The organism is Acinetobacter indicus CIP 110367 (genome assembly GCF_000488255.1).
Taxonomy (GTDB): domain Bacteria; phylum Pseudomonadota; class Gammaproteobacteria; order Pseudomonadales; family Moraxellaceae; genus Acinetobacter; species Acinetobacter indicus.
This window is the reverse complement of record NZ_KI530745.1, coordinates 1-13,234: the sequence shown is the minus strand read 5'-3', so window position 1 is coordinate 13,234 and position 13,234 is coordinate 1. Positions and strand designations below refer to the sequence as shown.

11 protein-coding genes, 2 tRNA genes and 3 rRNA genes are annotated in these 13,234 nt (G+C 46.7%); 7 read left to right on the top strand and 9 right to left on the bottom strand.

The genetic code is table 11. The annotated features are described in order from the left end of the window. Nucleotides 1–100 precede the first annotated feature (100 nt). Both P253_RS00080 and P253_RS00075 read left to right on the top strand, forming a co-directional pair. A complete protein-coding gene (locus P253_RS00080; RefSeq protein WP_016659799.1) occupies nucleotides 101–550 on the top strand; it encodes a DUF2147 domain-containing protein in 450 nt (149 codons plus the stop codon). A 144-nt stretch (nucleotides 551–694) separates the two neighbouring features. Next, complete coding sequence (locus P253_RS00075; protein ID WP_016659798.1) at nucleotides 695–1,144, top strand: DUF2147 domain-containing protein; 450 nt, start codon at nucleotides 695–697, stop codon at nucleotides 1,142–1,144. Nucleotides 1,145–1,222: 78 nt separating this feature from the next. Here P253_RS00075 and P253_RS00070 read toward each other — a convergent pair whose 3' ends face one another. The 3 genes from P253_RS00070 to pdxA are packed head-to-tail and all read right to left on the bottom strand — an operon-like array spanning nucleotide 1,223 to nucleotide 3,884. Then, complete coding sequence (locus P253_RS00070) at nucleotides 1,223–2,065, bottom strand: symmetrical bis(5'-nucleosyl)-tetraphosphatase (protein ID WP_016659797.1); 843 nt, start codon at nucleotides 2,063–2,065, stop codon at nucleotides 1,223–1,225. A gap of 7 nt (nucleotides 2,066–2,072) precedes the next feature. Continuing rightward, nucleotides 2,073–2,885: a 16S rRNA (adenine(1518)-N(6)/adenine(1519)-N(6))-dimethyltransferase RsmA gene (gene rsmA / locus P253_RS00065; protein ID WP_005175739.1), complete on the bottom strand. Its 813-nt coding sequence runs from the start codon at nucleotides 2,883–2,885 to the stop codon at nucleotides 2,073–2,075. Between the two features lie 30 nt (nucleotides 2,886–2,915). Beyond that, nucleotides 2,916–3,884 carry a 4-hydroxythreonine-4-phosphate dehydrogenase PdxA gene (gene pdxA / locus P253_RS00060; RefSeq protein WP_016659796.1) on the bottom strand — a complete coding sequence of 323 codons (969 nt, stop codon included), beginning with the start codon at nucleotides 3,882–3,884 and terminating at the stop codon, nucleotides 2,916–2,918. 330 nt (nucleotides 3,885–4,214) lie between these two features. Between pdxA and rplM the strand changes: the two genes are divergently transcribed. The 5 genes from rplM to P253_RS00035 all read left to right on the top strand — a co-directional run bounded on the left by rplM (nucleotide 4,215) and on the right by P253_RS00035 (nucleotide 7,132). Further along, nucleotides 4,215–4,643 carry a 50S ribosomal protein L13 gene (rplM, locus tag P253_RS00055; protein WP_004857442.1) on the top strand — a complete coding sequence of 143 codons (429 nt, stop codon included), beginning with the start codon at nucleotides 4,215–4,217 and terminating at the stop codon, nucleotides 4,641–4,643. A 12-nt stretch (nucleotides 4,644–4,655) separates the two neighbouring features. Beyond that, nucleotides 4,656–5,042 (top strand): 30S ribosomal protein S9, encoded by a 387-nt coding sequence (rpsI, locus tag P253_RS00050; RefSeq protein ID WP_004785251.1) that lies wholly within the window; start codon nucleotides 4,656–4,658, stop codon nucleotides 5,040–5,042. A 323-nt stretch (nucleotides 5,043–5,365) separates the two neighbouring features. Continuing rightward, nucleotides 5,366–6,019 (top strand): glutathione S-transferase N-terminal domain-containing protein, encoded by a 654-nt coding sequence (locus P253_RS00045; protein WP_005175728.1) that lies wholly within the window; start codon nucleotides 5,366–5,368, stop codon nucleotides 6,017–6,019. A gap of 9 nt (nucleotides 6,020–6,028) precedes the next feature. Continuing rightward, nucleotides 6,029–6,457, top strand: coding sequence for a ClpXP protease specificity-enhancing factor (locus P253_RS00040; RefSeq protein WP_005175725.1), 429 nt, complete (start codon nucleotides 6,029–6,031; stop codon nucleotides 6,455–6,457). A gap of 21 nt (nucleotides 6,458–6,478) precedes the next feature. Further along, on the top strand, nucleotides 6,479–7,132 hold the full coding sequence (locus tag P253_RS00035; protein ID WP_005175723.1) for a hypothetical protein: 654 nt from the start codon (nucleotides 6,479–6,481) through the stop codon (nucleotides 7,130–7,132). A 479-nt stretch (nucleotides 7,133–7,611) separates the two neighbouring features. On the opposite strand, the gene P253_RS15830 is transcribed toward P253_RS00035, so the two are convergent. From P253_RS15830 to P253_RS00005, 6 genes are all read right to left on the bottom strand, one after another. Then, nucleotides 7,612–8,007 carry a hypothetical protein gene (locus P253_RS15830; RefSeq protein ID WP_016659794.1) on the bottom strand — a complete coding sequence of 132 codons (396 nt, stop codon included), beginning with the start codon at nucleotides 8,005–8,007 and terminating at the stop codon, nucleotides 7,612–7,614. Between the two features lie 101 nt (nucleotides 8,008–8,108). Further along, nucleotides 8,109–8,223: ribosomal RNA gene (gene rrf / locus P253_RS00025) — 5S ribosomal RNA — on the bottom strand. Nucleotides 8,224–8,414: 191 nt separating this feature from the next. After that, nucleotides 8,415–11,304, bottom strand: a 23S ribosomal RNA gene (locus P253_RS00020). 353 nt (nucleotides 11,305–11,657) lie between these two features. Beyond that, nucleotides 11,658–11,733, bottom strand: a tRNA-Ala gene (locus P253_RS00015). Between the two features lie 63 nt (nucleotides 11,734–11,796). Further along, nucleotides 11,797–11,873 (bottom strand) — tRNA-Ile (locus tag P253_RS00010). Nucleotides 11,874–11,934: 61 nt separating this feature from the next. Next, a 16S ribosomal RNA gene (locus tag P253_RS00005) occupies nucleotides 11,935–13,234 on the bottom strand; the annotation flags it as partial.

The window sequence follows — 13,234 nt, the reverse complement described above, 5'->3', positions numbered from 1 at the left end:
ATAGAAATTTATAAAAATAAGGGTTGACTCTCTGCGCCGCAGGTCTTATACCTGAAAACAGGGATAAAAAATAAAAGTTGTACCCGGTAAAGGAATTGAAATGAAAAAGAATATTTTACTCACCGCATTCACCAGCCTGTTATTCTCAACTGCAGCATTCGCCAATGACCTAAGTGGTGTTTGGCAACAAATTGATGATAAAACCGGCTCTGCCAAAGCAATTATTGAAATACGCAAAGAAGCCAACAATACCTATACCGGTAAAATCATTAAAGTGACTCCGCGTCCGGGCTATACGCCACGTGAAACCTGTAATAACTGCCCTGCGCCGTATACCAACCAGCCAATTCTGGGCATGGAAATCTTAAAAGGCCTGAAGCATGTTGAAGGCACCAACAATTATGAAAAAGGCCGGGTTATCGATCCGCTGGCAGGAAAAATCTATAACGCCAGAATCCGGATGAATTCAACTGGCAAGCGTCTGACCCTGCGCGGCTATATCGGCGTATCGGCACTTGGCCGTAGCCAGACCTGGATTCGTATGGAATAAGTCCGTTTTTAATCTGTTAACGAAGCCACATTTGTGGCTTTGTTTTTGCGCTAATCCCAGTTCTGGTAAGGCTTTTATTGACTCCTGGAGTAATTAACCTAATATAGCAGCCTCTAAAAACAAGGGGATGCAACAGGGTTAATTATGTTGAAGAAATTATTGCTGACGATGGCGACCGGAACGCTCTTGAGCAGCAATGTCTGGGCCGATGATCTGTCTGGTACCTGGCAGCAGATTGATGACAAAACCGGCGCGGCCAAAGCCATTATCCAGATTCGCCAGGAAGCCGATAAAAGTTATAGCGGCACTATTGTGAAAGTCACACCTCGTCCCGGCTATCAGGCACGCGAACTCTGCCAGAACTGCCCTGCACCGTTTACCAACCAGCCCATTTTAGGGATGAAAATCCTGCAAGGCCTTAAGCATGTTGCAGGCACCGGCACCTATAACCACGGACGTGTTATCGATCCGCTGGCCGGCAAAATCTATAATGCCAAAATCCGTTTAAACAGCAGTAAAAGACGCCTGACTTTAAGAGCCAATCTTGGGGTGTCCGTACTGGGACGCAATCAGACCTGGATTCGTATCGACTAAGCTGCACATCGACAAAGACCAATCGGTACAGACAAAAAAAGCCACATCATGATGTGGCTTTTTTTATGGCAATTACATTTAGAAACCTGCCAGCGGGTTATCCACCTGAAAAATCGCTGCATCTTCCAGACGGTAAGCCACCAGTTGATGCCCCCAGACACAGCCCCCATCGACATTCTGAATCTGGGCGGAAATGGTTTTGCCTTGCAGCGCGGCCCAATGCCCAAAAATAATCTTATGCGTTTCAGCCGCAGCCGAGGCATATTCAAACCATGGTTTAAACCCGACCGGCATCGGATCGTCCAGACTGTCTTTAAAGCTGAATTCCAGACGTCCATCTGCATCAGTCAGGCGCATGCGGGTTAAATAGTTGACGATACAGCGTAAGCGTTCATTGCCTTGCAAATCATCTGACCAGAGGGCCGGCTCTTTGTCAAACATCTCGGCCAGAAAATGATCCATTACCGCAAAATCGTCATGCTGAATCACCGCTTCAACTTCTTTGGCCAGCGCCTGAGTTTTTTCCGCGCTCCACAAATGCGGAATACCGGCATGGGTAATGATGGTCGATTCATTCGGACAGACACATAACGGCTGCTTGCGTAACCAGTCAATCAATTCATCGCTGTCGATGGCATCAATCACATCGCGAGTTTGGTCTTTGTCTTTAATCTCTTTCAGGCCACGCGCACCAGCCAGCAAGGTCAGGTCATGATTGCCCAGCACTGTGGTGGCAACACCACGATCGGCCAGCTTTTTGACAAAACGCAACACGCCAAGCGAGTTTTCACCACGTGCCACCAGATCACCGGCAAACCAGATAAAGTCCTGATCCGGATCAAAGCGGATTTCCTTGAGCAAGGCTTTCAGGGCTTCAAAACAGCCCTGTACATCGCCAATCACATAGTTATAACGTGCCATCGTTGTTTTACACCACCATTTGATCTGCCAAAGCCACAAATTCGGCCAGGGTCAGGGTTTCCGGGCGTGCCATCGGATCGACACCGGCTTTTTCAAAACCATCTTCTGCCAGCATGCCTTTTAAGCTATTGCGCAAGGTTTTACGACGCTGGGTAAACACATGCGAAACCAGACGCGATAAAGCCTTTTCATTTTTTGCCACAATCGGTTTCACCTCATACGGCTCTAAACGAAACACCGCAGAAGTCACTTTTGGTGGCGGGTTAAAAGAGCCCGGTGGCACTTCAAACAGGAAAGTTGGTTTGCAGTAATACTGAATCATCACCGACAAACGGCCGTATTCTTTGGTATTTGGCGCAGCAGTAATCCGGTCGACCACTTCTTTTTGCAGCATGAAGTGCATGTCTTTGACTTTGTCACCAAACTCCAAGAGATGGAACAACAGTGGGGTCGAAATGTTATACGGCAGGTTACCCACCACACGGAGTGGACGGTCATCTTCAAACAGATTGCTAAAATCATATTTCAGCGCATCGGTTTCAATAATGGTTAAACGTTCCGGATGTGGCACACGCCCCGGCAAACCGGCAGCCAGATCACGGTCCAGTTCCACCACGGTCAAGGCATCACATTCACCAATTAATGGTGAAGTTAAGGCCGCCAGACCCGGGCCAATTTCAACAATATTATCGCCCGGACGCGGATTGACCGAGCGTACAATTTTCGCAATCACACGTTGGTCATGTAAAAAGTTTTGACCAAAACGCTTGCGCGTGTGGTGCCCTTCATCTTTCGGGTTTAAGGCATTAATCTGATACATAAAGATTTCCAACGTGTAATAAAGACAAGATCAGTGACGCGCTAAATCCAGCGCCAAATCAACAGCCACATTCAGGCTTGAGCTTTTCGCAAGACCGCTGCCTGCGAGGGAGAGTGCTGTGCCATGATCAACTGAAGTGCGAATAAACGGCAAGCCCAAAGTAATATTGATGGCTTCACCAAAGCCTTGCGATTTTAGCACAGGTAAGCCCTGATCGTGATACATCGCCAGAACCGCATCGGCATCTTTTAGGTTTTCCGGAGTAAATAAGGTATCAGCCGGCACGCTTAAACTCATCTGGATGCCCTGCGCGCGATAGCTTTCCAGCACCGGATTAATCACCTCAATTTCTTCCATGCCCAAATAACCGCCCTCACCGGCATGCGGATTTAAACCACAGACCAGAATATTCGGCTGCTCAATTTTAAATTTGGATTTTAAATCGTGGATGAGAATATCAATCACCTGATGCAGACGTTCAGCGGTAATCGCATCAGCCACTGCACGCAGCGGTAAATGCGTAGTGGCCAGGGCCACTCTTAGGGTTTTGGTGGCCAGCATCATCACCACGCGCGGCACGCCCGCAAACTCCTGGTAATATTCGGTATGGCCACTAAAGGCTATACCAGCGTCATTGATAACTGACTTCTGTACCGGCGCAGTCGCTACCCCGACACTTTTGCCTGACATGGCATAATCGGCCGAACGACGTAGCTGTTCCAACACATAAGCGGCATTTTGCGGATTCAGCTCGCCCATCACCACAGCTTGCTGTAAAGGCACATGCTCGACATAGAGCTGCCCTTTTTCTGAAGAAGCAGTTTGCCCGCTGTATTCAATCAGTTCTACCGGCATCTTCAACACTTGCGCACGCTGGGCCAGCATGGCCAGATCGGCCAGAACCACAACGGGACGCTCATCTACACGGTCGGCAAGATGCAGACAAATATCCGGGCCAATGCCGGCAGGTTCACCACTGGTCACATATAAAGGCAGCATGATTGATCCTAAACAATAAGGCATCTCCCATTATAAGCAGACTTTGACCGCAGCGGCCGTGAATTCTGCTGAAGATTCGGGCAGATTGGCCGGTTTTGGGGCAATCTAAACTGCTTTTGAAGGCGGATATTTAGCTGAAAGTTGATCAGTACTAGGCACGGCAGATGGATGTTCTTGGCAAGTCTTTTCTTTTCTCAGGATTTTGATTAAAATACAGCGCTTGAAATTTTATATTTTCATTGTGGTTCTCGACAATTTCGTTTAGAATCTCGTCTCCTTTTTGTTTGGACTGATTCACCGTCCAAACCAACTATAATAGGTAGTGGTTTAATGAAAACTCTCAGCGCTAAGCCAGCTGAAGTTCAACACGACTGGTACGTTGTTGATGCTTCTGGCAAAACTTTAGGTCGTCTTGCGACTGAAATCGCTCGTCGTTTACGCGGTAAGCATAAGACTTCTTATACTCCTCACGTTGACACTGGTGACTACATCGTTGTTATCAACGCTGAACAAGTTCAAGTAACTGGTAACAAGTCACTTGACAAAAAATACTATCGCCACACTGAATTCCCAGGCGGTTTAAAAGAAACTAACTTTGAAAAGTTAGTTGCTCACAAACCTGAAGAAATCTTCCAACGCGCTGTGAAAGGCATGTTGCCAAAAGGTCCTCTTGGTTATGCAATGATCAAGAAAATGAAAGTGTACGCTGGTAGCGAGCATCCTCATACTGCTCAACAGCCACAAGTTTTGGATATCTAAGGGATACAGCACATGGCTACTAACTATGGTACAGGTCGCCGTAAGACCGCAACTGCACGTGTTTTCTTATCTGCTGGTACTGGTAAACTCGTGATCAACAACCGTTCATTAGAGCAATATTTCGGTCGTGAAACTGCTCGTATGGTTGTTCGTCAACCTTTAGAGCTTCTTGAAGCAACTGAAAAATATGACCTTTACATCACTGTTGCTGGTGGTGGTATCGGTGGTCAAGCAGGCGCGATCCGTCACGGTATTACTCGTGCATTAATCGCTTCTGACGAGACTTTAAAACCTGCTCTTCGTCAAGCTGGTTTCGTTACTCGTGACGCTCGTGAAGTTGAACGTAAGAAACTTGGTTTACGTAAAGCACGTAAACGTCCTCAATTCTCTAAACGTTAATTCGTTTACAGAGTTGGACGAAAAGCCTTGGTTTATCCAAGGCTTTTTTATTGGCTGTTATTTTAAAGATAAAGGACTTTATTGTTCAGGTACATCTTTACCCCAACTGCCCTCATGCAGCCAGAAGGCCTTGCTGAAATAATAGTTCACTACCCCAATTCCTAAGCAGAACATCAGAAACACAAGTTTTATCTTCATACTGCGCCGCTCCTGTTATTTTTTTATAATCTAACCCATTTTCACCCGATTCATCCTTTTTCGCTTCGTGCTTTTTAGGTTAAATTTTAGTATCCTAACTGATTCATTTTGCTGCTTACTGATTTATGTCCTTGGAAAATACGCCGCTACAGGGAATTACACTATACAGTCATGCAGACGATTTCCGCTCGCACTGGATTCGCCTGGTACTGGCTGAGAAGAATATTAAATATCATCTGGTCCTGGTCGACCATGAAGATGAAGATTTAGCCAGCCTGAATCCTTATAATCGCTTACCCATGCTGGTAGAGCAAGATTTAAAACTGTTCCATGCCCCAATTATTTCCGAATATATCGATGACCGCTACCGGCAAAACAAGCTCTATGCCGATGCACCAGCACCCCGCGCAGAGCAGCGCCAATACATCTGGCGTTTTGAGCAGGACTGGCTAAAGCTGGCCGATATCCTGCTTTGCCATGAAGATACCCTGAATAGCGCAGCACAGGCCAAGGCACAAAAGCAGCTTCGTGATACACTGGTCTCACTCACACCATTATTTCAGCATTTCCCTTATTTTATGGCGGAAAACTTTGGCATCCTGGATTGTATGCTGGCCCCAATTTTCCTGCGCCTGAAAGCCATGGGCATTGAACTGCCAAAACAGCATTGTCGCCCGATTCATTTATATTGCCAGCGAATTTTTAGTCGCCCTGCATTTGTAAAATCCTTAACCGTGCAGGAAAAAAACCGCTATAGCGAATTTTTAATAAATAAGTAGAGAGTAGATATGTCTGAACAGGAACTCAACTTAAGCCCAACCCGTCCCTATCTGGTGCGTGCCATTTATGAATGGATTTGCGACAACCAGCTTACACCGCATATTCTGGTCGATGCCACCCAACCCAACACCATGGTGCCAGAGCAGTTCATTCAGGATGGCCAGATTGTGTTAAATATCGTGCCACATGCAGTCCATGGCTTGCACATCTCCAATGATGCCATCAGCTTTTCGGCGCGCTTTGGTGGCGTAGCACGCGATATTTATGTACCCATTGCTGCAGTTCTGGGGATTTATGCTCGCGAAAATGGCCAGGGTTTATTCTTTGATCCAAGTGAATATGAACATATCCAAAATGATCCAAATGCTTTAAAATCAAGCACAGAGGAACAAACTGAAACACCAAAGAAAAAACCAAGCCTAAGATTATTAGATTAAAAAAGAAATAGGAGTAAATGCATGGCTTTTGATTTAGTACAATACTTTAGCGATCAGGTTAAAATTCAAAAGCCTCAGCTTTTGCAGCAGTACGATGCTGATAGCCGCAATGCATATATCCAGGAACTCAATGCGCTAACTCTAGGCAAACTGATTCGTCTGTGGCGCGAAGATGACAATAAGCTCTATCAGGAAATCAAGACCCTCGATCCGCTGTATATTCAGGAAGTGTCCCGTCATCTGACCACTTCGGTACACAACCAGTCTGAACTGCCTAAACCTGAACTCGAACACGGTATTAGTGAAATTTTAAGCCTGCAACTGACCGAATTAAAACAGCTGGATGAAACCGGTAACTTTGGCAGCAACGGCTTAAAAGAGCTGCTACAGGGTCAAATTGAACATCTGTCAGGTCAGGCAGATGATTGGGTTTGGTCAACAAACGAACTAACAGAGTTAAAGGGCTCTAAACCCCTTCCCCAAGAAGAGCTATCATTAGATGATACGATGAAGGAGTTTAATCAAATGTTACATCAACAAGCCGATCATGCGCCGGTAGAAAGCACAGTCGCAGCAGAACCGACTGTTCCAGGCTGGGCCAAAGTTCTGGAACCTGTCGTAGCAATTGCGATTCTATGGATTCTATATTGCGCAGCAAGCCAAATGTTTGCTTAAGCAGTCTGATTCCAAACCGCCTGACATAGGCGGTTTTTTATGGCTGAAATTTTCCAATAAATAGTTCAGTCTCCTTGTACGTTTTGGCTTACATTGAATGAAGATAATTGAGGCTAGGCGTACACACAGAATTTTCGTATTCTAAATTCATCAGGAAACAGGATGTTTCCCAAACGAAAAACAACAATAATAAGTTTGTACACCAGGATCGTGAGGTACGACAGGAGTTATACCTACCTAAAGCACGAAATACGAAGAAACCCCGTCAGGATGATGGGGTTTCTTTTTATTTATTGCTTATCCTACTTTTGTAGCACCTTACCCACTACGGAAATAGACAGCTTTCACCTAGCTAAGCGGCGAAAGTATGACCTGAGATGAGCTGCTTACTAAACCTTTCTATCATCCTACTCTTAAAGAAGGATTAGGAACTACATTGAAAAATACTAGTCGGCAGTTCAATGAACCTTAGAGATGGTTTAGAGAGCATAATAAAAACTCATATTCCCTGTAGATAAGCCTGCAATAAACGCATATTCAACATAAAACTCTGTCATGTTGAATACATATAACACGGTACACACCAAGCCAAAGACCACTAATCCAGACATTACGGGTGCTGCCTTATACTCTGCATGCTTATATATTGGGGTTTGTACAATAGAATAATGTAATTTTTTTCGATTAATATAAAAGCGATTAAAAAGCGGTAAACGGATAATCAATATATACATCAGCACAATTCCGAGAATCCAATTTATTACCACCATCCAGTAGTTCAATAACACATGCTCAGGATATATACCAATAGCCACAAAAATAACTAAAATACAGAGATTTAACAGCAAATAGCTGGGATAAAATTTTCTATACATGGGTTATTTTTTAATAATTTTATTTATATTGAAGCACTATAACTTTATTAAAAGTATAAAAAAATCCCCCTCGCTTTTGCTTGGGGGATTTTGAATTAATGAGCTGGCGATGACTTACTCTCACATGGGTAACCCCACACTACCATCAGCGCTAAGAGGTTTCACTTCTGAGTTCGGGAAGGGATCAGGTGGTTCACTCTTGCTATTGTCGCCAGCACAACTGTTATGGACTTGTTCGGGTCTTAGTTACTTTGCTTAAGCTTGATGCTTTTGCATGTAATGCCTTACTTTGTTCCAAATGAGTTATTAACGGATTGGCCATTGGGTCTGAATTTTATTGTGTCGCATTAACTAAATCAAGGATTAGTTTAGAATTCAGCTTGATACAACAACTGTTTGGGTGTTGTATAGTCAAGCCTCACGAGCAATTAGTATTGGTCAGCTTCACATATCGCTATGCTTCCACACCCAACCTATCAACGTCCTAGTCTCGAACGGCTCTTTAGAGGAATAAATTCCTAGGGAAATCTTATCTTGAGGTAGGCTTCCCGCTTAGATGCTTTCAGCGGTTATCCCTTCCGAACATAGCTACCCGGCGATGCGACTGGCGTCACAACCGGTACACCAGAGGTTCGTCCACTCTGGTCCTCTCGTACTAGGAGCAGATCCTCTCAAATTTCCAGCGCCCACGGTAGATAGGGACCGAACTGTCTCACGACGTTCTAAACCCAGCTCGCGTACCTCTTTAAATGGCGAACAGCCATACCCTTGGGACCTGCTTCAGCCCCAGGATGAGATGAGCCGACATCGAGGTGCCAAACACCGCCGTCGATATGAACTCTTGGGCGGTATCAGCCTGTTATCCCCAGAGTACCTTTTATCCGTTGAGCGATGGCCCTTCCATACAGAACCACCGGATCACTAAGACCTACTTTCGTACCTGCTCGACTTGTGGGTCTCGCAGTTAAGCGCGCTTTTGCCTTTATACTCTACGCGTGATTTCCGACCACGCTGAGCGCACCTTCGTACTCCTCCGTTACTCTTTAGGAGGAGACCGCCCCAGTCAAACTACCCACCAGACATGGTCCTCGTCCCGGATCACGGGACAGAGTTAGAACCTCAACATTACCAGGGTGGTATTTCAAGGACGGCTCCATTGGAACTGGCGTTCCAACTTCAAAGCCTCCCACCTATCCTACACAAGTAAGGTCAAAGTTCAATGTCAAGCTGCAGTAAAGGTTCACGGGGTCTTTCCGTCTAGCCGCGGGTACACTGCATCTTCACAGCGATTTCGATTTCACTGAGCCTCTGCTGGAGACAGCGCCGCCATCATTATGCCATTCGTGCAGGTCGGAACTTACCCGACAAGGAATTTCGCTACCTTAGGACCGTTATAGTTACGGCCGCCGTTTACTGGGGCTTCGATCAAGAGCTTCGCTTACGCTAACCCCATCAATTAACCTTCCAGCACCGGGCAGGCATCACACCCTATACGTCCACTTTCGTGTTTGCAGAGTGCTATGTTTTTAATAAACAGTTGCAGCGGCCTGGTTTCTGCGGCTGTCAACCGCTCAGGGAGCAAGTCCCATCACCGTCAACAGCGTACCTTCTCCCGAAGTTACGGTACCATTTTGCCTAGTTCCTTCAGCAGAGTTCTCTCAAGCGCTTTGGTCTACTCGACCTGACCACCTGTGTCGGTTTCGGGTACGATTCCAGTGTAACTGAAGCTTAGAGACTTTTCCTGGAAGCATGGTATCAGCCACTTCGCTAGTAAACTAGCTTGCTATCAGCTCTCAGCATAGAGCACCCCGGATTTGCCTAAGATGCATGCCTACAGCCTTCCACCTGGACAACCAACGCCAGGCTGACTTAACCTTCTCCGTCCTCTCATCGCATTACACTGAAGTATTGGAATATTAACCAATTTCCCATCGACTACGCCTCTCGGCCTCGCCTTAGGGGTCGACTCACCCAGCCCCGATTAACGTTGGACTGGAACCCTTGGTCTTTCAGCGAACGGGTTTTTCACCCGTTTTGTCGTTACTCACGTCAGCATTCGCACTTCTGATACCTCCAGCAGACTTCTCAATCCACCTTCATCGGCTTACAGAACGCTCCCCTACCACGTATACAATGTATACATCCGCAGCTTCGGCACATAGTTTTAGCCCCGTTACATCTTCCGCGCAGGCCGACTCGACTAGTGAGCTATTACGCTTTCTTTAAAGGGTGGCTGCTTCTAAGCCAACCTCCTAGCTGTCTATGCCTTCCCACATCGTTTCCCACTTAACTATGATTTTGGGGCCTTAGCTGGCGGTCTGGATTGTTTTCCTCTTGACTACGGACGTTAGCACCCGCAGTCTGTCTCCCGGATAGTACTCATCGGTATTCGGAGTTTGCATCGGTTTGGTAAGTCGGGATGACCCCCTAGCCGAAACAGTGCTCTACCCCCAATGGTATTCGTCCGAGGCGCTACCTAAATAGCTTTCGGGGAGAACCAGCTATCACCAGGCTTGATTAGCCTTTCACCCCTATCCACAAGTCATCCCCTGGCTTTTCAACGACAGTGGGTTCGGTCCTCCAGTTAGTGTTACCCAACCTTCAACCTGCTCATGGATAGATCGCCTGGTTTCGGGTCTACACCCAGCAACTATACGCCCTATTAAGACTCGGTTTCCCTACGGCTCCCCTATGCGGTTAACCTTGCTACTGAATGTAAGTCGCTGACCCATTATACAAAAGGTACGCAGTCACATCACAAAGATGCTCCCACTGCTTGTATGCATGCGGTTTCAGGATCTATTTCACTCCCCTCACAGGGGTTCTTTTCGCCTTTCCCTCACGGTACTGGTTCACTATCGGTCAGTCAGGAGTATTTAGCCTTGGAGGATGGTCCCCCCATATTCAGACAAGGTTTCACGTGCCTCGCCCTACTCGTCATCATTATGTGTGCCCTTTCGTGTACAGGACTATCACCCACTATGGTTGCACTTCCCAGAGCATTCCACTAAAACACACATAACTTAATGGGCTGTTCCCCTTTCGCTCGCCGCTACTGAGGGAATCTCAATTGATTTCTTTTCCTAAGGGTACTGAGATGTTTCACTTCCCCTCGTTCGCCTTGCAACACTATGTATTCATGTTGCAATACCTACCTTATGGTAAGTGGGTTTCCCCATTCAGACATCTCCGGATCAAAGGATATTTGCCGCCTCCCCGGAGCTTTTCGCAGGCTATCACGTCTTTCTTCGCCTCTGACTGCCAAGGCATCCACCACATGCACTTAATTACTTGACTATACAACCCCAAACAGTCGTTAATCCCTACAAGTAGGATTAAGACAATTAAATAAATAATTAATTATCTATTTAATCTACAGTTCGAAGTCTCGTGCACTTAAGCACCGTACAGCTTCAATCTAAATTCATATACCAAAACGCTTGATTCAGTTAATTTGCTAGTTCTCAATTCAATCTACGTTCATCAACCCGTCATAACAACGCGTTAACGTATATTGATTGAGTGAACAATTTATTTCAGACTCAATTTTGCCAATCTGTTAATGATTCACTGCATCCTCGTCGGACTGCAGTCAACTGTGATAAATCACAGAGATTAATAAGCATAAACTTACTAAGCTCTATAATCTATGGTGGAGACTAGGAGAGTCGAACTCCTGACCTCCTGCGTGCAAAGCAGGCGCTCTACCAACTAAGCTAAGTCCCCAGCTTATCATTTAAGTCAATGTTCTGATTTCTATTCGCTCTGCAATTGCTTGCTTGTCGTTAGTGGTGGGTCTGACAAGACTTGAACTTGTGACCCCACGCTTATCAAGCGTGTGCTCTAACCAACTGAGCTACAGACCCTCAGATACATCGTCATGAAGAACAACTTGTTGTGGATTCTTACTAATCGTCAATCTTTCGTTAAGGAGGTGATCCAGCCGCAGGTTCCCCTACGGCTACCTTGTTACGACTTCACCCCAGTCATCGGCCACACCGTGGTAAGCGTCCTCCCTAAGGTTAGACTACCTACTTCTGGTGCAACAAACTCCCATGGTGTGACGGGCGGTGTGTACAAGGCCCGGGAACGTATTCACCGCGGCATTCTGATCCGCGATTACTAGCGATTCCGACTTCATGGAGTCGAGTTGCAGACTCCAATCCGGACTACGATCGGCTTTTTGAGATTAGCATCACATCGCTGTGTAGCAACCCTTTGTACCGACCATTGTAGCACGTGTGTAGCCCTGGCCGTAAGGGCCATGATGACTTGACGTCGTCCCCGCCTTCCTCCAGTTTGTCACTGGCAGTATCCTTAAAGTTCCCATCCGAAATGCTGGCAAGTAAGGAAAAGGGTTGCGCTCGTTGCGGGACTTAACCCAACATCTCACGACACGAGCTGACGACAGCCATGCAGCACCTGTATCAGAGTTCCCGAAGGCACCAATCCATCTCTGGAAAGTTCTCTGTATGTCAAGGCCAGGTAAGGTTCTTCGCGTTGCATCGAATTAAACCACATGCTCCACCGCTTGTGCGGGCCCCCGTCAATTCATTTGAGTTTTAGTCTTGCGACCGTACTCCCCAGGCGGTCTACTTATCGCGTTAGCTGCGCCACTAAAGCCTCAAAGGCCCCAACGGCTAGTAGACATCGTTTACGGCATGGACTACCAGGGTATCTAATCCTGTTTGCTCCCCATGCTTTCGCACCTCAGTGTCAGTATTAGGCCAGATGGCTGCCTTCGCCATCGGTATTCCTCCAGATCTCTACGCATTTCACCGCTACACCTGGAATTCTACCATCCTCTCCCATACTCTAGCTAACCAGTATCGAATGCAATTCCCAAGTTAAGCTCGGGGATTTCACATTTGACTTAATTAGCCACCTACGCGCGCTTTACGCCCAGTAAATCCGATTAACGCTCGCACCCTCTGTATTACCGCGGCTGCTGGCACAGAGTTAGCCGGTGCTTATTCTGCGAGTAACGTCCACGCATCTAGGGTATTAGCCTAGAGCGCCTCCTCCTCGCTTAAAGTGCTTTACAACCAAAAGGCCTTCTTCACACACGCGGCATGGCTGGATCAGGGTTCCCCCCATTGTCCAATATTCCCCACTGCTGCCTCCCGTAGGAGTCTGGGCCGTGTCTCAGTCCCAGTGTGGCGGATCATCCTCTCAGACCCGCTACAGATCGTCGCCTTGGTAGGCCTTTACCCTACCAACTAGCTAA